Annotated in this window: 21 protein-coding genes; 8 read left to right on the forward strand and 13 right to left on the reverse strand. The window is 67.7% G+C overall.

Translation table 11 applies throughout. The features are described from left to right. Positions 1 to 87 precede the first annotated feature (87 nt). Positions 88 to 243: a DUF6131 family protein gene (locus tag ACZ50N_RS04405; RefSeq protein WP_164481790.1), complete on the reverse strand. Its 156-nt coding sequence runs from the start codon at positions 241 to 243 to the stop codon at positions 88 to 90. 100 nt (positions 244 to 343) lie between these two features. Here ACZ50N_RS04405 and ACZ50N_RS04410 point away from each other — a divergent pair, with 100 nt between their 5' ends. Together ACZ50N_RS04410 and ACZ50N_RS04415 are read left to right on the forward strand one after the other, a co-directional pair. Continuing rightward, positions 344 to 1,000, forward strand: coding sequence for a response regulator transcription factor (locus ACZ50N_RS04410; RefSeq protein WP_464474729.1), 657 nt, complete (start codon positions 344 to 346; stop codon positions 998 to 1,000). A 66-nt stretch (positions 1,001 to 1,066) separates the two neighbouring features. Beyond that, the gene (locus tag ACZ50N_RS04415; protein WP_464475590.1) at positions 1,067 to 2,125 is read left to right on the forward strand and encodes a fatty acid desaturase family protein; all 1,059 of its coding nucleotides are present in this window, start codon (positions 1,067 to 1,069) and stop codon (positions 2,123 to 2,125) included. Here ACZ50N_RS04415 and ACZ50N_RS04420 read toward each other — a convergent pair. The 4 genes from ACZ50N_RS04420 to ACZ50N_RS04435 form a co-directional block, all read right to left on the reverse strand. Then, positions 2,122 to 3,291, reverse strand: a complete 1,170-nt coding sequence (locus tag ACZ50N_RS04420) for a N(5)-(carboxyethyl)ornithine synthase (RefSeq protein WP_464474730.1) — start codon at positions 3,289 to 3,291, stop codon at positions 2,122 to 2,124. The two genes, ACZ50N_RS04415 and ACZ50N_RS04420, sit on opposite strands and share 4 nt — an antisense overlap. Before the next feature lie 307 nt (positions 3,292 to 3,598). After that, positions 3,599 to 4,501, reverse strand: a complete 903-nt coding sequence (locus ACZ50N_RS04425) for a MetQ/NlpA family ABC transporter substrate-binding protein (RefSeq protein ID WP_464474731.1) — start codon at positions 4,499 to 4,501, stop codon at positions 3,599 to 3,601. Continuing rightward, positions 4,498 to 5,211: a methionine ABC transporter permease gene (locus tag ACZ50N_RS04430; RefSeq protein ID WP_464474732.1), complete on the reverse strand. Its 714-nt coding sequence runs from the start codon at positions 5,209 to 5,211 to the stop codon at positions 4,498 to 4,500. Before ACZ50N_RS04430 ends, ACZ50N_RS04425 begins: the two co-directional genes overlap by 4 nt. Further along, entirely contained in the window at positions 5,208 to 6,203 is a 996-nt protein-coding gene (locus ACZ50N_RS04435; RefSeq protein ID WP_464474733.1) for a methionine ABC transporter ATP-binding protein, read from the reverse strand. The genes ACZ50N_RS04430 and ACZ50N_RS04435 overlap by 4 nt, the downstream gene beginning before the upstream one ends. Positions 6,204 to 6,319: 116 nt before the next feature. Between ACZ50N_RS04435 and ACZ50N_RS04440 the strand changes: the two genes are divergently transcribed. The 6 genes from ACZ50N_RS04440 (at position 6,320) to ACZ50N_RS04465 (ending at position 12,131) form a co-directional block, all read left to right on the forward strand. Continuing rightward, the gene (locus ACZ50N_RS04440; RefSeq protein WP_464474734.1) at positions 6,320 to 7,228 is read left to right on the forward strand and encodes a MetQ/NlpA family ABC transporter substrate-binding protein; all 909 of its coding nucleotides are present in this window, start codon (positions 6,320 to 6,322) and stop codon (positions 7,226 to 7,228) included. Then, positions 7,225 to 8,559, forward strand: coding sequence for an LLM class flavin-dependent oxidoreductase (locus ACZ50N_RS04445; protein ID WP_464474735.1), 1,335 nt, complete (start codon positions 7,225 to 7,227; stop codon positions 8,557 to 8,559). The genes ACZ50N_RS04440 and ACZ50N_RS04445 overlap by 4 nt, the downstream gene beginning before the upstream one ends. Positions 8,560 to 8,581: 22 nt before the next feature. Further along, a complete protein-coding gene (locus ACZ50N_RS04450; RefSeq protein WP_464474736.1) occupies positions 8,582 to 9,736 on the forward strand; it encodes a serine hydrolase domain-containing protein in 1,155 nt (384 codons plus the stop codon). A gap of 8 nt (positions 9,737 to 9,744) precedes the next feature. Then, on the forward strand, positions 9,745 to 10,605 hold the full coding sequence (locus ACZ50N_RS04455; RefSeq protein WP_464474737.1) for an oxygenase MpaB family protein: 861 nt from the start codon (positions 9,745 to 9,747) through the stop codon (positions 10,603 to 10,605). Positions 10,606 to 10,680: 75 nt separating this feature from the next. Then, entirely contained in the window at positions 10,681 to 11,373 is a 693-nt protein-coding gene (locus tag ACZ50N_RS04460) for a helix-turn-helix domain-containing protein (RefSeq protein ID WP_464474738.1), read from the forward strand. A 134-nt stretch (positions 11,374 to 11,507) separates the two neighbouring features. Further along, positions 11,508 to 12,131: a hypothetical protein gene (locus ACZ50N_RS04465; RefSeq protein ID WP_464474739.1), complete on the forward strand. Its 624-nt coding sequence runs from the start codon at positions 11,508 to 11,510 to the stop codon at positions 12,129 to 12,131. 1 nt (position 12,132) lies between these two features. Here the strand turns inward: ACZ50N_RS04465 and ACZ50N_RS04470 are convergent, their stop codons facing one another. Genes ACZ50N_RS04470 through ACZ50N_RS04505 form a run of 8 tightly spaced genes read right to left on the reverse strand, consistent with a single transcriptional unit; the run spans position 12,133 to position 21,618 of the window. After that, complete coding sequence (locus ACZ50N_RS04470; protein ID WP_464474740.1) at positions 12,133 to 13,140, reverse strand: zinc-dependent alcohol dehydrogenase; 1,008 nt, start codon at positions 13,138 to 13,140, stop codon at positions 12,133 to 12,135. A gap of 15 nt (positions 13,141 to 13,155) precedes the next feature. After that, the gene (gene araA / locus ACZ50N_RS04475; RefSeq protein WP_464474741.1) at positions 13,156 to 14,667 is read right to left on the reverse strand and encodes an L-arabinose isomerase; all 1,512 of its coding nucleotides are present in this window, start codon (positions 14,665 to 14,667) and stop codon (positions 13,156 to 13,158) included. Then, positions 14,664 to 15,377 (reverse strand): L-ribulose-5-phosphate 4-epimerase, encoded by a 714-nt coding sequence (locus ACZ50N_RS04480; protein ID WP_464474742.1) that lies wholly within the window; start codon positions 15,375 to 15,377, stop codon positions 14,664 to 14,666. The genes araA and ACZ50N_RS04480 overlap by 4 nt, the downstream gene beginning before the upstream one ends. Next, a complete protein-coding gene (gene araB, locus ACZ50N_RS04485) occupies positions 15,374 to 17,041 on the reverse strand; it encodes a ribulokinase (RefSeq protein WP_464474743.1) in 1,668 nt (555 codons plus the stop codon). The genes ACZ50N_RS04480 and araB overlap by 4 nt, the downstream gene beginning before the upstream one ends. Beyond that, on the reverse strand, positions 17,038 to 18,066 hold the full coding sequence (locus ACZ50N_RS04490) for a LacI family DNA-binding transcriptional regulator (RefSeq protein ID WP_464474744.1): 1,029 nt from the start codon (positions 18,064 to 18,066) through the stop codon (positions 17,038 to 17,040). Before ACZ50N_RS04490 ends, araB begins: the two co-directional genes overlap by 4 nt. Next, complete coding sequence (locus ACZ50N_RS04495) at positions 18,063 to 19,058, reverse strand: ABC transporter permease subunit (RefSeq protein ID WP_464474745.1); 996 nt, start codon at positions 19,056 to 19,058, stop codon at positions 18,063 to 18,065. Before ACZ50N_RS04495 ends, ACZ50N_RS04490 begins: the two co-directional genes overlap by 4 nt. Next, positions 19,055 to 20,107 carry an ABC transporter permease gene (locus ACZ50N_RS04500; protein WP_464474746.1) on the reverse strand — a complete coding sequence of 351 codons (1,053 nt, stop codon included), beginning with the start codon at positions 20,105 to 20,107 and terminating at the stop codon, positions 19,055 to 19,057. Before ACZ50N_RS04500 ends, ACZ50N_RS04495 begins: the two co-directional genes overlap by 4 nt. Next, entirely contained in the window at positions 20,104 to 21,618 is a 1,515-nt protein-coding gene (locus ACZ50N_RS04505; protein WP_464474747.1) for a sugar ABC transporter ATP-binding protein, read from the reverse strand. Before ACZ50N_RS04505 ends, ACZ50N_RS04500 begins: the two co-directional genes overlap by 4 nt. Between the last annotated feature and the right edge of the window lie 14 nt (positions 21,619 to 21,632).

Consider the following 21,632-nt stretch of genomic DNA (forward strand, 5'->3'; position numbering starts at 1 on the left):
AACTCCTTTCGTGCACATCGGGTATCCGTGGTGTCGTCTACGCAAACGTCAGTTTGTGATCGACGCCACTGATGCCCAGGTCAGCGGTCAGAAGTAGTGCCGGCGGCCGCCGACCGCGCGGCCGGCCGAGCCGAGGACTGCGAGGACGACCCCGACGACGAGGAGGACGACCCCGATCGTGGTGAGAATCGAGATCTTCAGCAGGAGCCCTGCGATGACGGCGATGATGCCGAGAATGATCATGATCGAACCTTCCGTAGGGAGTTTCGGCCGTTCAGACCATGTTCAGTCGACCACCCTCAAGGGTGTGGCGGTACACCCCTAAGGGGGTAATGTCGGCGCCGTGGCCGAGCCGATCACCGTCGCGCTCATCGACGACTACGACGTCGTCGTCCAAGGTGTGGCCAACATGCTCGAGCCGTACCGCGATCGCATCGTGGTCGCCGAACTCGACGCCAGCACACCGTTGAAAGACACCGTCGACATCGCGCTGTACGACAGCTTCGCTCAGCCCGAATCCGATCACGAGGAGATCGGGGTGTTGGTCGCGAACCCGCGTGCTCGACGAGTTGTGGTGTACACGTGGAACTTTCACCCCGATCTGGTCGCCAGCGCGCGCGAGCGCGGCGCGCACGGCTACCTGTCGAAGACGCTTCCGGCGCGCGAGTTGGTGTCCGCCTTGGAGGCAGTGCACAGCGGAGAAACGGTGTTCAGCGAGACGCCCCCGCGCAGCCGTCCCGCTCCGGGCAACGACTGGCCGGGTCGCGGCGAGGGCCTCAGTGATCGCGAGGCCGAGATCTTGGCCCTGATCACGCAGGGCAAGAGCAACGCCGACGTCGCACGTCTGACCTACCTGAGTCCGAACACGGTGAAGTCCTACATTCGTTCGTTGTACCGCAAGCTCGACGTGCAGAGCCGCACCCAGGCGGTGCTGTGGGGGACGCGACACGGGTTCCTGCCCGATCACCATCGCATCGAGCATTGGAGAGGCGGGCCGTAGCGCATTCCCGGGTAGGGTGGGGGCACATGCCGGTGTGCTACGGCCCGGAACAATCGAGGACGCCCCATCGCCATCACCGACATCGCCGCGTACACCCACCTCTCGCCGCAGGACATTTCCAGTCTCGGCGAGGAACTCGACGCGATCCGGGCTGACATCGAAGAGTCGCTCGGCGCCCGCGACGCTGCCTACATCCGGCGCACCATCATGTTCCAGCGCGCCCTCGACGTCGCGGCGCGGCTTCTCATCGTCGCGTCACCGTCGAAGGTCGGCTGGGTTGCGGGAACCGCGGCACTCGGATTCGCCAAGAGCGTCGAGAACATGGAGATCGGCCACAACGTCTCCCACGGCCAATGGGATTGGATGAATGATCCCGAAATCCATTCCAGCACATGGGAATGGGACATGGTGGCGGTCTCCGCGCACTGGAGATCCTCACACAACTACCGGCATCACGTGTTCAGCAACGTGCTGGGCGAAGACGACGATCTGGGCTTCGGTGCCATGCGGGTGACACCGGAACAGCCCTGGGAGAGAAAGCATCTACTCCAGCCGCTGCAGAATCTCCTCCTCGCCGCGACGTTCGAGTGGGGCGTCGCTCTGCACGGCCTCGATCAGCGGCGGTCGCGTGCCGACTGGATCGCACAGGGCAAGGAGGTCGTACGCAAGATCCTCCGCCAGGGCGCCAAGGACTATGTGCTGTGGCCGGCGCTGAGCGTGCGACGCTGGCGAAGGACGTTGTGCGCGAACGCGATCGCCAACCTGCTGCGCAACCTCTGGGCGTACGTCGTCATCTTCTGCGGGCATTTCCCGGACGGTACGCAGAAGTTCACCGCTGACGTTCTCGACTCCGAGACACGGGCGGAGTGGTATCTGCGGCAGATGCTCGCCACCGCCAACTTCAGGGCCGGCCGATTCCTCGGCTTCGCCAGCGGGAACCTCTGCTACCAGATCGAGCACCACCTGTTCCCGGATCTTCCGAGCAACCGCCTCGCCGAGATCGCCCGAAGGGTGCAGCCGCTGTGCGATAAGTACGACCTGCCCTACCTGACGGGCTCACTGTCCCATCAGTACGCATCGACACTGCGAGTCATCCACCGGCTGGCACTGCCGAACGGGGCCTAACTCTCCCGCGTGTGAGGGTAAGTGTCGCTGCGGTGCTGAAACGACAGGATCTCGTCGTTGAGCACGATCCCGTCGCGCATCTCCACGGCACGCTGCACGGTGGCGCTGTCCTCCCATGCCGCAGGCCCGCCCAGGACCGTCTCCAGGTGCGGGAGCAGTGCCTCGCTGATCTCCCACGTTGCCGAGTTGAACAGGTAGGACGGGCTGTGGTCGACCGCATAGTAGTGAATGCCGTTGCGTAACAGCCGAAGCGGATCGGCGAACGACGTGGGCTCCGCCCAGCTGAAACCCATACCGGCATCGCAGGACACGTCGACGATGAGGCTTCCGGACGCGAAATCATCCAGGTCGTCGTCGGTGGCGAAGATCAACGGGTTCGACGGACTCTGGAGGACGCAGTTGACGGCGATGTCGTGGTCGGCCAGTAGCCGGGCAACGGGTATGACCCCGTCGTCGGGAGTGTCCACCCAGGTCTTCTCGGGTGGGGCGTCGTCGTCGTGCCCCATCTGGATGATCTGGGTGGAGGGGATCGGCGCGGCGACGGCCGCGACATCGCGATTGGTGAGTACACGGACCTCGTCGACACCGTGCGCGTTCAGCGCGGTGACGGCGCCGCGCGCGGTCGCGCCGAAGCCGATCACGGCGGCGGTGAGCCGACGGCCGTAGCTCCCCGTGACACCGATGAGGGAGAGGGCGTGCAGGATCGAGCAGTATCCGGCGAGTTCGTTGTTCTTGTGGAACACATGCAGGGCGAAGCTGCCGTCGGCGTTCCAGTGGTTCATCGACTCGAAAGCGATCATCGTCAGCCGCCGGTCGATGGCTGCCTGCGTGATGTCGGGGTTCTGGACGAGGTGCGGCCACCCCCAGACGATCTGCCCCTCGCGGAACTCGGCCGCATCCTCCGCTTCGACCTTGGGAAGCAGGATCACATCGCAGTCGGCGATGAGTTCTTCGCGGGTCCGGATGCCGCCGACGAGTCCGGCGAGGCCGTCGTCGGTGGCGCCGAAGTGGGCGCCATAGCCGTGTTCGACGAAGATGCGGCCGCGGATCGACGGGTCGATGCGCGCGAAGTGATCGGGGTGGATGGGCAGCCGGCGTTCGTGCGGTTTGCGGGAGGTGGCGAGAACTCCCAGCGACAGTGCGGGGTCGTCGTTGTGCGCTGTCACTCAGCTGCCTTCGGGGGCTGGGCGCCGTCGGCGCGGACTTGGTGTTCGAGTTTGGTGTCCCGACCGAGCTCGACGAATGCGTCCTGGTCGCGCTGGTGTGTGGCATCGCGGCGCGTATCGGCTGAGCGGCTGGAGGACGGGCGAACGCCCGTCATCACCAGGCGGGAAGCCTTGGCGCCGGATTCACACAGAGCAAGCAGTCGGGATTTGGCGACGGAAAACATGGCGATCTCAGATCTGCTCGACGGGAGATCAGTACACGCCGCAATCACCGGTGCTGTCAAACAGCGGCCGAGAGCCCGTCAACCTATAGCGGCAGCAGAATCCCCTTCACGCTGGGATCGGTGGCGAGGAACTGCTGCACGGCCGGGTCTTTGAACGTCGCGACCAGTTTCTTGATGTTGTCGGTGTCGGCCCAGCGGCTGCCGATGGTCAGCTGTCCGGCGAACTCGTCGGGAGCCGGCGGGGCGAAGATCTGTTGCTGCAGGGGGATCTTGGCAGCCAGGTAGTACTCGGTGTAGCCCACCGCGGCATCCAGGTCGGGCAGTGAGCGGGATTGCGCGGCAAAGTCGAGCAACGTGAACTTCAGGTTCTTGGGATTGCCGACGATGTCCTTCTGCGTCGCCGTCCACTTGTCGACGGCCGGGTTCAGCGTGATCAGACCGGCGCGCTCGAGCAGCCACAGTCCTTGTGCCTCGTTGGCCGGATCGGAGTACAACGAGACGTTGGCTCCGTCGGGAAGCTGGCTGACGTCGCTGTACTTGTCCGACCAGATGCCGAATCCCCATCGGAACACCGGCGTGGCCGCCTGCTCCTGGAAGTCGGGGTTGGCTTCGAGCACCTGACCCAGCCACAACTTGTGCTGATAGACGGTGCCGGCCACCTCACCGTCGCTGACGGCGCGGTTGATGGTGTTGCTGTCGGCCAGGCCGCGGAACGCCACGGTGATGCCGTGTTTGGGTGCGACCTCGCGGCTGATGTATTCGATGAGCGACTGCTCGGCGGCGTTGCCCTCATTGGTCGCTACGACGAGCGTGGCGCCGGGAATCTCATTGGCGGACTTCGTGTCTCCGAAGAAGAAGAATCGGCCCGCGACCACGGCGACGACCACGACGACCAGCCCGACGGCGAGCCAGATCCAGCGGGGACGTTTCTTGAGGTCGAATCCGTGGTCGTCGGGACCGGCGACCTGGCTCTCGGTGGTGGTCATGCGGTGACGGTTCCTTTCACACGAGCGTGGGGGGTGGTGAAGCGCACTGCGGCGTCGCCGATCAGCTGGACGGCGGCGACGGTCGCGACGAGGATGACGATGGTGGCCAGCATGACGCCCTGGTCGAAGCGCTGATAGCCGTAGGTGACTGCGACGTAACCGATTCCGCCGGCTCCGATGGTGCCGGCGATCGCGGAGTATTCGATCATGGCGATGATGTTGATGGTCAGTCCGCCGAGGATCGAGGGCACCGCCTCGTTCAGTTGAGCGGAGCGGATGATCTGCAGCCGCGAGCCGCCCGAGGCCCGGGCGACCCTGACCACCGACGGCGGGACCGATCGCAACGAGTTCTCGACGATGCGGGTGAAGAACGCGATACCGGCCAGGGACATCGGCACCACGGCCGCCGCGATGCCGATGTTGGTGCCGGTGATGAACCTGGTGAACGGCATGATCGCGGCCGTCAGGATCAGGAAGGGCAGCGAGCGGCCGGTGCTGATGATCCAGCTCAACACCGTGTGCAGGGTGGGGTTTTCGTACAGTCCGCCGGGCGCGAGGTTGTGGATCAGCGCCCCGAGCGGCACCCCGACGAGGACGACGATCGTCATCACGATGCCGACCATGATCAGGGTGTCGATGAGTGCGGGGAACAGCAGGCCCGGCAGCTCGTTGACCGGTACTTTGGCATTGGCCAGCAGGGTCTGCGTCACGCCGCGCCCCGCAGCGGTGCGTCACCGGTGGACAGTCCGTAGCGGGCCAGCACATCGGCGGCCCGGCTGAACAGCTCGACGGGAATGCCGAGGGTGGCCGAGCCGACGGTGACACCGTGGACCTGCTGCACCGAGGCGCCCAGGATCGCGATGGGCGCACCGAGGTCGGCGCTGGCGCGGGCGATCCAGTCGCTGGGCACGCTCGGCGAGTCGTACAACACCTGCAGCACCCGCTGACCCACGGCAGCGTCGCTGGACACCCCCTGGGGTCGCAGGGCGGCACCCAAAGTCGACTCGGGATCGGTGAGAAGGTCCACCAGAGTTCCGGATTCGACGATGCTGCCGTGGTCGAGTCGGGCCGCCGAGTCGGCGATCTTGAGCACGGTGTCCATTTCGTGGGTGATGAACACGATCGACAGGTTCAGATCGTCACGCAGTTCGCGGAGCAACTCGACGACCGACGCGGTGGTGGTCGGATCCAGGCCTGCGGTCGCCTCGTCGGAGAGCAGCACCGAGGGTCGTAACGCCAGTGCGCGGGCGATGCCGACGCGCTGCTTCTGCCCGCCGGAGAGCTGGAACGGGTAGTGATTGGCTCTGTTGGACAGCCCGACCCGGTCGAGGAGTTCGGCCACCCGCTTCTTGGACTCGGCCGCGGTGACGCCGAGGTATTCCAGTGGTAGGGCGACATTCTCTGCGGCAGTGCGCCGTTCGAACAGACCCGCGGACTGGAACACGGTGCCGATGCGCCGCCGTGCGACGCGGAGCTTCTGGGCGGACAGGGTGGTGAGGTCTTCACCGTTGACGACGACCGAGCCCGACGTCGGCAAGGTGAGCAGATTGATGCACTCGGCCAACGTGCTCTTGCCGGCGCCGCTGGGGCCGACGACCGCCAGGATCTCCCCGGCGTCCACGCGGAACGTGATGCGGTCGAGCACCACGGTTCGGTGTTCGCCACTGCCGTAGACCTTGGTCAGCTCGGTCAACTCGATCATGGGGGCGAACTGTGTCAAAGCACGACGATGTGGGACACCTTTGCGCTCAGGGTGAGTGGATCGCGGTGATCGCAACCCTGGGCACGGTGCCGATCATGCCGCACAGTACTGGACGCATGAGCATCGATGAGTCGGTTGCGGCGCAGCCACACGGTTTCACCCTCGAGAAGCGGCGCCGTTGGCCCTACCTGGTGGTGGCGGTCGTCGTCATCGTCGGCGCTGCAATCTTTTTCGTGGTCAACCGCAACAGCGGTACGACGTCGGCGAACGAGACGGCGGGTGCGACGCTCGACGTGGTGTATCTGGACTCCAACCCTGCGGAGAAGGCGATCATCGACTACATCGCCGCGAACATCGCCCCCGACTACGACGTCAAGGTCGGCGCGGTCGGACTCGGCGACAGCACCCAGATCAACCAGGCCATCAGCGACGGACGGTACGCCGGCACCATCTTCCAGCACCGGCACTGGCTGCAGCAGGTGCTCGACGCCAACCCGAGCTTCAAGGAGCAGGCGGCGACCGGTCCGTTCTTCCACTGGGTGTTCGGCATCTGGTCGGACAAATACCGCACACCGCAGGACCTTCCGGACGGCGCCACGGTGTCGCTGCTGGCCGATCCGGCGAACAACGCCCAGGGCATCTGGTACCTGGCCCAGGCCGGGCTCGTCACGTTGCGTCCTGATGCCGACATCACCGCGCTGACCACCAAGGACATCGTGGCCAATCCGAAGAACCTGAAGTTCACGCTGCTGGACTTCGGGGCGCAACCGCGGGCGCTGCCCGATCTGGATGCGATCGTCGGCTACGCGGAGTCGTTCCTGGCCGCGGGGGTCAGTGAGGACAAGCTGATCTACGCGCCGAAGTCACCCGACGAGTTCGCCTCGGTGCTGACGGTGGGCAGCGACTACGTCGACACCGAGAACGTGAAGAACCTGATCAAGGCGTTCAAGGATCCCCGGGTGCAGCAGTTCATCGCCACCGATCCCGAGGTGAAAAAGCTCGCGCTGCCCGGTGATCCGGCGTGACCAGCCGCCAGCTGCACCTGGGCGTCAACGTCCTCTCCGACGGCATGCACCCGGCGGCGTGGCAGTTCCCCGGCGCGGATCCGCACTGGTTCACCGACCTGTCCTACTGGATCGAGGTCGCCCGGATCGCCGAACGCGGCACGCTCGACGCGCTGTTCCTCGCCGACAGCCCGTCGCTGTTCCAGAAGCCCGACGAACCACTGGTGGCACCGCCGCTGGCGCTGGACCCGATCGTGCTGCTGTCGGCGCTGGCGTCGGCGACGACGCATCTCGGGCTGATCGGCACGGTGTCGACGTCGTTCGAGGAGCCCTTCAACGTCGCGCGTCGCTTCGCCTCTCTTGACCACCTCAGCGGGGGGCGCGTGGCGTGGAACGTGGTGACCAGCAGCGACCCGTACGCGTGGAACAACTTCGGGGGGAGCGGCCAGCCGGACCGAGCACAGCGGTACCGCCAGGCCGCCGAGTTCATCGATGTGGTTCGTGCACTGTGGGATTCGTGGGACGACGACGCCGTGCTCGCCGACAAGGCGACCGGCGCGTTCAGCCGGCCCGGTGCCATCCACACCATCGACCACCGCGGCGAGTTCTTCTCCGTCGACGGTCCGCTGACTCTGCCGCGGTCCCCGCAGGGACATCCGGTGCTCTTCCAGGCCGGCGGCTCACCGGGCGGGCTCGACCTCGCGGCCCGCTATGCCGACGGGGTGTTCGCCGCGCAGGCGTCGCTGTCCGACGCGCTGCGTAACGCCGGTGAGATCCGTTCGCGGACAGCCGCATACGGTCGGCCGCGCGATGCGGTGCGGATCATGCCGGGGTTGTCGTTCGTGCTGGGCAGCACCGAGGCGGAGGCGCGGCGGCGCAACGACGAGCTCAACGAGCTCGCGGGTGAGCGGCGGTTGGCGCACCTGGCGGGACAGCTGTCGGTGGATCCGGCCGAACTGCAATGGGATCGGCCGCTGCCACAGTGGCTGCTCGATGGTGCCGTGACCGATTCGGGATCGCAGGGCGCTCGAGACATCGTTGTCAACCTGGCGCGGCGCGAGTCGCTGACGGTGCGTGAGCTGCTGGACCGGGTGATCACGTGGCACCGTCTCGTGGTCGGTGGGCCGGAACAGATCGCGGACGCGATCGAGGAGTGGTTCGTCGCGGGCGCGGTCGACGGCTTCAACCTGATGCCGGACGTGTTCCCGTCGGGCCTGGAGTTGTTCGTCGATCACGTCGTGCCGATCCTGCGGGATCGGGGCCTGTTCCGGCGCGAGTACACCTCGACCACGCTGCGGGGTCACCTCGGTCTGGCGCGGATACCGGATCGGAACCTCGCCCGCGCGGTGTAGCGGCCGTGCCATGATGGCGGCCATGGGATTCGAGCGGATCGACGAGATTCTGGATGGTGTCACGGGAAGCGGCAGACTGCACGGCGTCGCTGCTACGGTGGTGGGTCGCGACGGTGTGCTCTACGCGCACGCCGCCGGAGATGCGAAGCCCGACACCATGTTCCGCAACGCATCGATGACCAAGGCCGTCGCCACCACCGGCGCGCTTCAGCTCGTCGAGCAGGGTCGGCTGGCCTTGGACGCGACCGTCGCATCGATCCTGCCCGAGTTCGGTGAACTGCAGGTGCTCGACGGGTTCGACGGCGGTGAGCCGGTGCTGCGGGCACCCGCGACGCAGGCGACCATTCGGCAGTTGATGACGCACACCGCCGGCTGTGGCTACCACTTCACCAACGAGAAGCTCTTCACCTTCTGCACGGAGCACGGCTTCCCCAACCCGCTCGAGGGCGCCAAACGCAGCCTCAGCGCTCCGCTGATCAACGACCCCGGCACCGTGTGGGAGTACGGCGTCAACACCGACTGGCTGGGCCTGGTCATCGAGGCCGTCAGCGGTCAGTCGCTGAGCGCCTACCTGGCCGAGCACGTCTACGGCCCGCTCGGGATGACGGAGACGACGTTCGACCCGACCGACGAGCAGCGTGCGCGGCTGCTGCCGATCCGCTTCCGCGCGCCGGACGGGAACCTGGTCACGACCGATCTCGATCTGCCGGCCGCCCCGGAGTGGGACGCCGCGGGGCACGGGTCCTACGGGACCATCGCCGACTACGGACGCTTCGTCCGGGCCTGGCTCAACGGCGGCGAACTCGACGGCACACGCATCCTCGCCGAAGAAACCGTCGAGCTCGCGTTGCGCGATCACCTCGATGGGGCGCCGCTGCCCAAAGAGTCGATCTCGACGGTGCCGGAGCTCAGCAACACCGTCGCGCTGCTGGATGTGCCGCAGGGCTGGGGCCTCGGATTCCACCTGTACCTGACCGACCTGCCGGGCATGCGCAGCGCCGGGTCGGCCGACTGGTCGGGCCTGTTCAACAGCTTCTACTGGATCGACCGCACCGCCGGCGTCGCCGCGGTCATCGCAACGCAGGTGCTGCCGTTCTTCGACGAGGCGATGGTCGAGACGATCCTCGGGTTCGAGGCCGCGGTCTACGCAGAACTGGGTACGGCCAGCAACCCGTAGCCTGGGGTATGGCCATAGACGCCCTGGGGGCTGTCCGCACGCGGATGGGTAGCGCGCTGTTCGGGATGGTGGCGGGTCCGGAGGGGCCCGAGAACCGCGCCCGCATCCACGAGACGCCCGGTCCGCGCTGGTTCGCCGACGACCGCCCGATCCGGCAGGTGCACGCGGATGCGTCGATGTTCGTCGGTGGGCTGCGGGCGCTGCTGCTGCAGTCGTTGCACCCGCTGGCGATGGCCGGGGTGGCCGAGCACTCCGATTACCGCGGTGACCCGTGGGGCCGGCTGGCGCGGACGAGCACGTTCCTGGCGGTGACGACGTTCGGTCCGGCCGACGACGCGCAGCGCGCGGTCGACAAGGTGCGCGGCATCCACCGCCGGGTACGCGGTGTGGCACCGGACGGGCGGCCCTACGAGGCGGGGGACCCGCACCTGCTGGAATGGGTGCACATCGCCGAGGTCGACAGCTTCCTGCGCGCGCATCAGCTGTATGGCTCATCGCCGTTGGATCAGGCGGGCCGCGACGGGTATGTGGCCGACACCGCGCAGGTGGCGGCCAAACTGGGTGTCATCGACCCGCCGCGCACGGAAGCCGAACTGGCGCAAAGGTTGTCGGACTACCGGCCGGAGATGGCCGGGACGGCCGCCGCACGGGATGCCGCGCGGTTCCTGCTGCTGACCCCGCCGCTGCCGATCCTGGCGCGCGCACCGTATGCCGCGCTCGCGGCGGCGGCCGTGTCGATGCTGCCGAAGTGGGCGCGCGGTCCGCTGTGGCTGCCGTACTTCCCGCCCGCGGAGGCGACCGTCGTCCGCTCAGCCGGGCACGTGCTCGTCGGCGGCATCCGGTGGGCGATGTCCGCCAACGCGGGGTGAGCGGCTCCTGCGACCATTTGATCTGCAGCTATTGCGTCAATACGTCCGATAGCGGACCATATACGCATGCCTGAAATGACGGCTGCCGATGCCGCTGAGCACCTACAGGTGTCCCAGCGGCAGGTGCGACGACTGGCTAACGATGGCGTTCTGGTCATCACCCGCGTGGTCGGGCGCACGCTGCTGCTCGATGCCGCGTCGGTGCACCACCTTGCCGGCCGCGTCCGCCACAATGGGCGACCGTGGACCCCGGCGACGGCCTGGGCCGCACTCGCGCTTTTGTCTGGCCTGAACGCACCGTGGATGGATTCTGCCGCATTGTCGCGTTTACGCCACCGCCTGCGCGCCGCTCATGCACCCGAGGTGGCGTGGTTGGCTCGCGGACGCGCCCGCGTTCACCACATGCAGGGCTGGGGTCGGGACGATGGTCTCGTCCCCACCGGAGTAAGTGCGCTGCGCAATCCGGAGGTGGCCGCACGATTCGGCTTGTCGCCGAGCGAGCGGGGAGCCGACGGCTACGTCGCGGCAGCCGACTTCGCCGACACCGTAACCAAACTCGGTCTTGTCGAGGATCTCGAAGGTGACATCACCGTGCGCGTCGTTCCAGACGACGCAGGATATGCCGTCGATCGGCCGCTCATGGCAGCTATCGCCGTGGATCTGTCCGAGTCTCTTGACACTCGTGAAGCGTCCGCGGGGGAAAGGGTGCTCGAGGAACTGCTCGACGCATTCCGCGCCGGCAATACCCCCGTCGAAAACGTCCGGTGAGCCAAGCTGGGGCCAGCGAGCGTCCCGTGTGGAAGATTGACGCCCCTCCGGGAGGTTGGCCCCTACCATGGCCACAGCTCGTCGAGATTGCCCGATCCATACCGCCTACCCAATGGACGCTGGTCGGAGGGCTGATGGTGCAACTCCATGCCGCGAGGGCTGGATTGGCGCTGACCCGGCCAACGGTCGACGTCGACATGATCTTGCATATCCAGACAGGGGCGGTCACCTTCAGCAGTGTCCGAGATGACCTGGAAGGGCTTGGGTACACGCTGCTGGAACCGATGGGTGACGGGCCGGTCCACCGATACGTTCGGAGACGGACCAGCACAGAGACAATCGACGTGATGGTGCCCGACCGCCTGCCGGAGGGAAAGCGGCCAAAAGCTCTGCGGCGACATGTCTTCGCAGTCCCTGGCGGCACCTCGGCCTTGAAGAAAGCTGTGATCTGCGAAGTGGACGATGGCGACGGCGTGGTGACATTGAGCGTCCCAGATGTCCTTGGTGCGCTTGTGCTGAAAGGCGCGGCTTACATGGCGGATTCACGAGACCGCGTCCGCCATCTCGACGATGCCGCCGTGCTCGCCTGCGCTGTGACGGACCCAGTTGCCGACCGGGAACGCAGGATCGGCAGCGACCGCAAGCGGCTCAAAGCGCTGTGGAACCAGCTACAGGATGCAAACCACCGCTCGTGGATCGCGACCGGGACTGCTGCCCGTCGTGGGCGCGCAGCGCTTCAGGTGCTGGCCGGCGACTGAGTCAGCCCGATACTGTAATGACGACCTTGTCCCCGCACCGTTGCGCCGCTGAGGTGAACGCTTCGGCCGCCTCGGCGAGCGGCCGTCGCTGGCTGACGATCGCATCGAGATCGATTCCGCTGGTGGCCAGTTCGATCGCCCGCGGGTAGGTGTCGTTCATCCGTCGCACCATCGCGAACGTCAGGCCTTTGCGCCGGGCGGCGGCTGCCGGGAACGACGATGAGTCCTCCGACGGAATGCCGCCGAGCGCGATCCGGGCCCCCGGCCGGGACGCGGCCACGGCGGTGGCGATCGCGGCGTCGGTGCCGGCCATCTCGATCACCGTGTCGACACCCCGGCCCTCGGTCGCGTCCAGGATCTCCTCGGCCGCAGTGTCGGGTGCGAACGCGGCGTCGACACCGACTCGCAGCGCGGTGGCGCGCCGATGGGCGAGCGGTTCGACCAGGAACACCCGCCGGGCGCCGGTGCGGCGCACCACCTGCGCGGTGAGCACGCCGATCGGCCCGCCGCCGACGACGAGGACGTCCATCCCGGCCCGGACGTGGCCGACACCGACGGCGTGGACGGCGACACCGAGCGGCTCGAGCAGCGCACCGGCGTCGTCGCTGAGATTGTCGGGCAAAGGATGCAACAGATGGTCCGGCCACACCAGGTGTTCCCGCAGCGCCCCGTCGAGCGTGCCGTGGCCCGCGAATTCGACCGTCGGACAGAGGTTGTGGAAGCCGGCATGGCACATCTCGCAGTTCTGACACGGGATCGCGGGGTCGACGGCGACCCGACGCCCGGCCAGCGGGCCGGTGAGCGCGACCGCGGCGAACTCGTGACCGGGGACCACGGGCCGCTCGATGCGGTTCTCTCCGATACCGCCGTCGGTGAACCAGTGCAGATCCGAGCCGCAGATGCCGACCGAGGTGACGGCGAGCAGCGACCAACCCGGCGGAGGCTCGTCGGGATCGAGTTCGCGGTACACGCGCAGATCACCGACGCCGTGCAGTCGCGCGGCGAGCATCACTGCACCGCCGCGTCAGAGTCCGCCGGCGACATGGTGATACACCCCGTTCCACTTGAGCGCGTTCTGGAAGTCCCGCACGGTGGTACCGGCGTCGATGACGAGCAGCTCGGTGCCGGTGATCTCCGCGAAGTCCTCGAGGGTCTCGGTGTCCACCGCGGTGGTCAGCACCGTGTGGTGGGGGGCGCCGGCCATCAGCCACGCCTCGGCGGAGGTCGACCAGTTCGGCAGCGGTTCCCACACCGCACACGCGACGGGCAGCTTCGGCAACTCGGCAGTGGGTTCGACCACGCGAACCTCGTTGGCCACCAGGCGGAAACGATCGCCCATGTCGCAGATGCCGAGGATCACGGCGTCGGCCGGGGCGGCGGTGAAGCGCAGCCGCACCGGGTCGTCGCGATCCCCGATCGACAGCGGATGCACCTCCAGCGTCGGTACGTCGGCCGCGATGCTCGGGCACACCTCGAGCATGTGCGCGCCGAGGATGCGCTCCCGGCCGGGTGTCAGGTCGTAGGTGTAGTCCTCCATGAACGAGGTGCCGCCGGGCAGACCCTCAGCCATCACCTTGACGGTGCGCAGCATCGTCGCGGTCTTCCAGTCGCCCTCACCGCCGAAGCCGTAGCCGTCGGCCATCAGCCGCTGCACCGCGAGCCCGGGCAGCTGCCGCAACCCGCCGAGATCCTCGAAATTGGTGGTGAAGGCGTGGAAGTCGGCCTGTTGCAGGAACTTCCGTAAGCCGAGCTCGATCTGCGCGCCGACCCGCAGCGACATGTGCCGATCACCACCGGGCAGCAGCTCCGGGGACACGCGGTAGGTGTGGGCGTACTCGCGGACCAGTTTGTCGACGTCGGCGGCGCTGATGCCGTCGACGACGCGCACCAGGTCGTTGACGCCGTAGGTGTCCACCGAGACACCGAAATGCGCTTCGGCTTCGACCTTGTCGCCCTCGGTGACGGCGACTCCGCGCATGTTGTCCCCGAACCGGGCGACCTTCAGCGTGGACAGCTCGGCATGCCCGAGGGCGGCTCGCATCCAGTTGCCGATGCGGCGGCGCGTCCGCGGATCGCTGACGTGCCCGGCGACGGTCTTGCGGGGGTGTGACATCCGGGTCTGGATGTAGCCGAACTCGCGGTCGCCGTGCGCGGCCTGGTTGAGGTTCATGAAGTCCATGTCGATGGACGCCCAGGGCAATTCGACACCGAACTGGGTGTGCAGATGCAGCAGTGGCTTGGTCAGCGTCTTGAGTCCGCGGATCCACATCTTGGCCGGCGAGAACGTGTGCATCCATGCGATCACCCCGATGCAGTCCGGTGAGGCATTGGCCTCGGCGAGGACGCGGGCGATGTGCTCGGTGTCGGTGACCACGGGCAGCCAGCGCACCTCGACCGGGATCTCGGGGCCGGCGTCGAGCTGGTCGGCGATCTGACGGGACTGATCGGCGACCTGGTCGAGGATGTCCTGCCCGTACATCGACTGGCTGCCGGTCACCAGCCACACCTGGCTGGTGACGAGTCGGGACGCGATCATCGCAGTGTCTCCTCGGAGGTCTCCTGTGTGCGGCCGGGCTGGCCGTACACGTTCTGGTAGCGCTCGAACAGCGCGGTGACGTCGTCGGCGTCGATCTCCGGCGGTACGCCGAGCTGTCGGCTGATGTGCACGGTGCGGGCGACGTCCTCGACCATGACGGCGGCTTTGACGGCGTCGCGCGCGGTGCGTCCGATGGTGAACGGCCCGTGGTTGCGCATCAGCACCGCGCGAGAGCGACTGTGCTGCAGCGTTTCCACGATGCCCCGGCCGATCGAGTCGTCACCGATGAGCGCGAACGGGCCGACGGGGATCTCGCCCCCGAACTCGTCGGCGATCATCGTCAGCACGCACGGGATCGGCTCGCCGCGGGCGGCCCACGCGGTGGCGTAGGTGGAGTGGGTGTGCACGACGCCGCCGACGTGGGGCATGTGCCGGTACACGTAGGCGTGGGCGGCGGTGTCCGACGAGGGGGACAGTTCCCCGTCGACGAGGGTGCCGTGCAGGTCGCAGACCACCATGTCCGTCGGGGTCATCGACTCGTAGTCCGCGCCGGAGGGTTTGATGACCATCAGGTCGCGGCCGGGGACACGGGCCGAGACGTTGCCCGCGGTCCAGATGACGAGTTCGTACTGGGTGAGGTGGCGGTGCAGATCGCAGACCTGGCGGCGCAGATCGGCGATGGCGGCGTCGATGTCGGAGGTGATGGTCACGACAGAACTCCTACGGGTTCGGGGGTGCCGATGCGGCGCAGCCGCCGCATCATGCCGTTGCCGCGGCCGAACCACTCGTAGGCCGCGACGTACTCGCGGTAGAGCTGTTCGTAGGCAGCGACATTGGCGGGGATCGGGGTGTAGGCGTCGCGGATGCGGCGGCCCATCTGCCGGGCAGCGGTCGGCACGTCGGGGAACGCGCCGGCCGCGGTGGCGGCGTGGATGGCGGAGCCGAGCGCAGGGGCTTGCGGGGACGGCACCACCGACAGCGGCAGCCCGACGGCGTCGGCGTAGATCTGCATCAGCAGGCTGTTCTTCAGCAGGCCGCCGGCGACGACGAGCTCGTTGACCGGCACGCCGCTGCGCACGAACGTCTCGACGATCATCCGGGTGCCGAACGCGGTGGCCTCCAACAGGGCCCGGTACATGTCGACGCATGTGGTCGCCAGTGTCTGCCCGACCATCACTCCCGACAGCTCGTGATCGACGAGTACGGACCGGTTTCCGCTGTGCCAGTCCAGCGCGATCAGGCCGTGCTCGCCGACGCGCTGACGGCCGGCCAGCTCGGACAGGTACTCGTGCAGCGAGAGGCCGCGGCGCCGGGCTTCGGTCTGGTAGCTCTCGGGCACGCAGTTGGCGACGAACCAGCCGAAGATGTCGCCGACGCCGGACTGTCCGGCTTCGTATCCCCAACTGCCGGAGCTGATCCCGTCGAGCACCACCCCGCACATGCCGGGGACTTCGCGCAGCACGTCGGAGTTCATCACGTGGCAGGTCGAGGTGCCCATGATCGCGACCAGTGATCCCGGGTCGAGCGCATCGGCGGCGGCGACGGTGACGTGGGCGTCGACGTTGCCGACGGCGACGGGGATGCCCTGCGGCAGGCCGGTCCACGCGGCGGCCTGCGCGGTCAGCCCTCCGGCACTGTCTCCGAGCGTGCCGATCCGATGGTCGAGCTTGTCGGTGACGAAGTCGGCGAACTGCGGGCGCACCGCGGCGAGGAACTCGCGTGACGGGTAGTGGCCGTCCTGCCGGATGCCCTTGTAGCCGGCGGTGCACGCGTTGCGGACGTAGGTGCCGCAGAGCTGCCAGACGATCCAGTCTGCGGCTTCGACGAAGTGGTCCATCGCCGCGTAGATCTGCGGGTCCTCGTCGAGGATCTCCAGCGCTTTGGCGAACTCCCACTCACTGGAGATCAATCCGCCGTACCGCGGCAGCCAGGACTCGCCACGTCGGGCGGCAACGGCATTGATACGGTCGGCTTGCGGCTGGGGGGAGTGGTGGCGCCACAGCTTGGCGTACGCGTGCGGCCGGTCGGCGAAGTCGGCGATCTCGCACAGCGGGGTGCCGTCGCCGCGAACCGGCACCATCGTGCATGCGGTGAAGTCCGTGCCGATGCCGATGACGTCGCCCGCGTCGATACCGGCGGCGGCCACCGCCTCCGGCACCGCGGTGCGCAGCACGTCGACGTAGTCGCTGGGCACCTGCAGTGCCCACTGCGGGGGCAGCCGGTCGGTGCCGCCGGGCAGGGTGTCGGTCACCACCGCGTGGGTGTAGACGTGTTCGGCGCTGGCCATCTCGTGGCCGTCGCTGACCCGCACGACGAGGGCGCGGCCGGACAGCGTGCCGAAATCGACCCCTACCGTGTACTTCTCACTGCTCACGAAGACTCCTTCGGGGGTGCCGTGCTGGCGCGGATTATCAGTTCGGTGGGGAGGAGGGGGACATTGGTGCTCGCCCCTTCGAGAGTCGCCATCACCAGATCCATGGCGCGACGGCCGATCTCGTGAAAGTCCTGCCGGATCGTGGTGAGCGCCGGAATCAGGAAGCCCGCTTCGGGGATGTCGTCGAACCCGACGACACTGACGTCGCCGGGCACCGACAGGCCGGCTTCGGCGAAGGCATGCAGGACGCCGATCGCCATCTGGTCGTTGGCGACGAAGACCGCGGTGAAGTCGCCCCGGCGGGCGAGTTCCCGGCCGATCTCGTACCCGCGGCGCGGGGTCCAATCGCCTTCGCAGGCACGGCGGGGAGTCAGTCCCGCATCCCGCATGGCCTGCTCGTAGCCGGTCTGCCGGCCTTTGGCTTCCGTGAAATTCAAAGGTCCCGCAACGTGTTCGATCGCGGTGTGGCCCAGTCCGATCAGGTGCGAGGTGGCCTGGCGGGCACCGTCCATCTGGTCGACGCCGACGCTGAGTCCCCGCCCGGACAGGTCACCTTCGACCACGACGAGGGGCAGGTCGGCGTGCGCGGAGTGCACGATCTCGAGGACGTCCTCCTGGGCGACGATCATCACGACGGCCTCCACGGACTGCCTAGTCAGATGGTCGAGCGCGTCACGCAGCGTTTCGCGGGTGACCTCGGCCAACGGAACGAGGCTGGTGAAGTAGCCGGCCGTGCGGGCGGCTTCCTGCACGGAACGCTGGATGCTCGACGGACCGTAGAGGGCGCTGTTGGTGCCGACGATGCCGATGATGCCCGACCGGCGGGTCACCAGCGCGCGGGCCGCGGTGTTGGGCCGGTAGCCGAGTTCCTCGATGGCCTGCTCGACGCGGGCCTTGGTGGCGGGCCGGATGCTCGAGGAGCCGTTGATCACCCGCGACACGGTCTGGTGGCTGACGCCGGCCAGACGTGCCACGTCGGCCATCACCGGTTTGCCTGCCGTCGGGGGAGTGGGCTGGGTGCTCATCCGGGTTTCCTCACCACTAGTCGTTGAACCAGGACGAATATCAGCAGGAGCACCCCGGTCATGATGCGGGTCCAGTAGGAGTCCAGATTCGCTGCGGTCACGAATGTGCCGATGGTGCCGAGCACCAGCACGCCGATCAGCGAGCCGAGCACGAATCCGACGCCGCCGGAGAGCAATACGCCCCCGATCACGGCGGCCGCGATCGCGTCGAGTTCGAGTCCGATGCCGTTGAGGCTGTAGCCGGAGAGCTTCTGCATCGCGAGCAGCAGTCCGGCGAGCGCTGCGCAGAACCCGCTGATGGCGTAGACGCCGACCCGGGCATGGGAGGCGCTTAAGCCCATCAGCTGGGCGGACTGCCGGTTGCCGCCGACGGCGTACACCGTGCGGCCGAAGCGGGTCTGGTGCAGCGTGTAGGCGGCGACCACGACGACGACGAGCGCGATGACGACCGTCCAGCGGATGAACTTGTCCTCGTAGAGGTAGACGTAGTTCAGCCCGACGGCGCGCATCACCGGGTCGTCGATGGGCAGCGTGTCGACGCTGATGACGTAGCAGAGGCCGCGCGCCAGGAACATCCCGGCGAGGGTGACGATGAACGGCTGCACGTCGAAGAACTCGATGACCAGACCCATGACGAGCCCGAGTGCCGGGCCCACGACCAGAACGGTGGCCAGCGCCAGAGGGGTGGGCCAGCCCGCCCGCAGCGTCGTCGCGACGATCACCGTCGACAGCGCCACCACGGACCCGACGCTCAGGTCGATGCCACCGGTCAGCAGTACGAACGTCATGCCGACCGCGAGCACGATCAGATAGCTGTTGTCCACCAACAGGTTCAGGAACACCTGGGTGGGGCTGGCGAAGTCGAAGCGGGTGACCACGGCGGTGAACATCACGACGAACAGCGCGAGCGAGGCCAGCGGGGACAGATAGCGGCCGCGGGCGTAGCGGGCGAGCCCGGCGAGCGCGGGGGGCCGGGTGACGGTCACGGTCATCGGGTCACCACCGGCTCGGGGATGCTGACAGGGGCCGCGGGCGCAGGCCGGACCGTGCGCTTGCGTCGCATCAGTGCGCGGAACTTGGGGGCCTGCAGCAGGCAGACCGCGATCACCACGAGTGCCTTGAACACGAGCGTGGTCTCCGGCGTGATGCCCGCGGTGTAGACCGTCGTGGTCAGCGTCTGGATGATCAACGCGCCCAGGATCGTTCCGGTGAGGCTGAACCGGCCGCCCAGCAGTGACGTGCCGCCGATGACGACGGCGAGGATCGCGTCCATCTCGATCCACAGTCCGGCGTTGTTGGCGTCGGCGGCCGAGATGTTCGAGGCGATCATCAATCCCGCGATGCCGGCGCAGAGCGCGCTGAACACGTACACCGCGAACACGATCGAGCGATGCCGCACCCCGGCGAGCCTGCTCGCCTCCGGGTTGATGCCAACCGACTCGAGCAGCATGCCGAGCGCAGTGCGGCGGGTCAGCAACCCGACGAGGGCGAACACCGCGAGGCTGACCAGGATCGCGACCGGCAGTCCGAGCGCGAATCCGGCACCGAGGACCTTGAACGGTGCGTTCTCGGTGGTCACGATCTGGCCGTCGGTGATGAACAGCGCGATGCCGCGTCCGGCGGTCATCAGCACCAGCGTGGCGATGATCGGTTGCACCCCGAACACCGACACCAGCGCGCCGTTCCACAGTCCCAGCGCGACGGCGACTCCGAGGGCAATACCCATCGCCGACAGCACGGTGCCGGTGCTGCCGGGCTGATCCGATGCGGCGATGTGCGCACAGGCCAGTGCGCCGCTGACCGCGACGACGGCGCCGACGGACAGGTCGATGCCGCGCGACGCGATCACCAGCGTCATGCCGAGTGCGACGAGCATGGTGGGGGCGCCGTTGCGCAGGATGTCGATGAGGCTGCCGAACAGGTGGCCGTCCTGCACGCGGATGCTCAGGAAGCTGGGCGTCAGGATCACGTTCACGACGAGCAGCGCGACGAGCGCCAACGCGGGCCACAGCAGCGGAGAGGCGGTGATCTTCTTGGTCATGACGCACCGTGCCCAGCGATGAGTGACGTCAGTTCCTTGACGCTGCAGTCGTTTCCGACCTGTGCCACGCAGCGGCCGTCGCGCAGCACCGCGATCCGGTCACTGATGCGGGCCACCTCGTCGAGTTCGGCGGAGATGAAGACCACCCCCATGCCGTCGGCGGCGAGGTCGGCGATGAGCTTCTGGATCTGGGCCTTGGCGCCGACGTCGATGCCGCGGGTGGGTTCGTCGAGGATGAACAGCTGTGGTTCGGTGATGAGCCACCGCGCCAGCAGCACCTTCTGCTGATTGCCGCCGCTGAGGTTCTTCACCGGCAGTGAGGCGTTGCGGGGGCGGATGTCGAGCGCCTCCATGTAGCGGTCGACGAGATCGTCCTTGGCGGCACGGGAGAGCGGGCGGGCGAATCCGCGCCGAGCCTGCAGGGCGAGGACGAGGTTGTCGCGGATGGAGAGTTCGCCGATGATGCCTTCGCCCTTGCGGTCTTCGGACGAGAACGCGATCCGGTGGGCGATCGCGGCGCGCGGTGAGCGCACGGCGGCAGGCCTGCCGTCGATCGCGATGTCGCCGCTGGTCGCCCGGTCGGCGCCGAACATCAGGCGCGCCAGTTCCGTTCGGCCTGAACCGAGCAGCCCGGCCAGCCCGACGACTTCGCCGCGGTGGATGTCGAGATCGATCGGGTGCAGCGCCGGCTCCCGGCCGAGTCCCTGGGCGCTGAGCACGACGTCGTCGCTGACCGGTGAGCCTGCGTTGTCGGCGATCTCGTCGAGGACGGCGAGCTCGTGGCCGAGCATCGCCGAGATCAGCGCCAGCCGGTCCAGCGTCGCGGTCTCGTACTCACCGACCAGGCGGCCGTTGCGCAACACCGTCATCCGATCGGAGATCGCATACACCTGGTCGAGGAAGTGCGACACGAACAGGATCGCGGTGCCCGCGTCGCGCAGGCGCCGCATCACCCGGAACAGTTCGGCCACCTCGTCGGCGTCCAGACTGGAGGTCGGTTCGTCGAGGATCAGCACGCGCGCCGAGACCGCCATCGCGCGGGCGATGGCCACCAGTTGTTGCAGCGCGATCGGGTGCGCGCCCAGTGTGGACCGCGGATCGATTGCCAGGTCGAGCTCGGCGAGCAGCTCGGCGGCCCGGCGGTTCATGGCCCGGGAGTCGATGCGGCCGAAGCGCCGGGGTTCGCGGCCCAGCAGGATGTTCTCTGCCACCGTCAGATTGGGGCAGAGGTTGACCTCCTGGTACACGGTGCTGATGCCGGCGTCCTGCGCTTGCCGAGGATTGGTGAATCGCTGTGCGACGCCGTCGACGGTGATGGAGCCCGCGTCGATGTCGTAGACCCCGGTGAGGGCCTTGATCAGCGTCGACTTCCCGGCGCCGTTCTCACCCATCAGCGCGTGGATCTCACCGGGCAGCAGGCGGAACTCCACCCCGTCGAGGGCCTTGACCCCGGGGAAGTCGATCGTGACGTCCCGCATGTGGACGACCGGGTCGACGGTCGGTGCTGTCATGACGGCGTGCACGT

Source organism: Mycolicibacterium obuense (genome assembly GCF_055397605.1).

What these genes read in the sequence shown, in the direction of transcription:
- ACZ50N_RS04405 (WP_164481790.1), bottom strand. Translation starts at nt 243, where the DNA reads ATGATCATTCTCGGCATCATCGCCGTCATCGCAGGGCTCCTGCTGAAG.
- ACZ50N_RS04425 (WP_464474731.1), bottom strand. Translation starts at nt 4,501, where the DNA reads ATGACCACCACCGAGAGCCAGGTCGCCGGTCCCGACGACCACGGATTC.
- ACZ50N_RS04435 (WP_464474733.1), bottom strand. Translation starts at nt 6,203, where the DNA reads ATGATCGAGTTGACCGAGCTGACCAAGGTCTACGGCAGTGGCGAACAC.
- ACZ50N_RS04440 (WP_464474734.1), top strand. Translation starts at nt 6,320, where the DNA reads ATGAGCATCGATGAGTCGGTTGCGGCGCAGCCACACGGTTTCACCCTC.
- ACZ50N_RS04450 (WP_464474736.1), top strand. Translation starts at nt 8,582, where the DNA reads ATGGGATTCGAGCGGATCGACGAGATTCTGGATGGTGTCACGGGAAGC.
- ACZ50N_RS04455 (WP_464474737.1), top strand. Translation starts at nt 9,745, where the DNA reads ATGGCCATAGACGCCCTGGGGGCTGTCCGCACGCGGATGGGTAGCGCG.
- ACZ50N_RS04460 (WP_464474738.1), top strand. Translation starts at nt 10,681, where the DNA reads ATGACGGCTGCCGATGCCGCTGAGCACCTACAGGTGTCCCAGCGGCAG.
- ACZ50N_RS04465 (WP_464474739.1), top strand. Translation starts at nt 11,508, where the DNA reads ATGGTGCAACTCCATGCCGCGAGGGCTGGATTGGCGCTGACCCGGCCA.
- ACZ50N_RS04470 (WP_464474740.1), bottom strand. Translation starts at nt 13,140, where the DNA reads ATGCTCGCCGCGCGACTGCACGGCGTCGGTGATCTGCGCGTGTACCGC.
- araA (WP_464474741.1), bottom strand. Translation starts at nt 14,667, where the DNA reads ATGATCGCGTCCCGACTCGTCACCAGCCAGGTGTGGCTGGTGACCGGC.
- ACZ50N_RS04490 (WP_464474744.1), bottom strand. Translation starts at nt 18,066, where the DNA reads ATGAGCACCCAGCCCACTCCCCCGACGGCAGGCAAACCGGTGATGGCC.
- ACZ50N_RS04495 (WP_464474745.1), bottom strand. Translation starts at nt 19,058, where the DNA reads ATGACCGTGACCGTCACCCGGCCCCCCGCGCTCGCCGGGCTCGCCCGC.
- ACZ50N_RS04500 (WP_464474746.1), bottom strand. Translation starts at nt 20,107, where the DNA reads ATGACCAAGAAGATCACCGCCTCTCCGCTGCTGTGGCCCGCGTTGGCG.
- ACZ50N_RS04505 (WP_464474747.1), bottom strand. Translation starts at nt 21,618, where the DNA reads ATGACAGCACCGACCGTCGACCCGGTCGTCCACATGCGGGACGTCACG.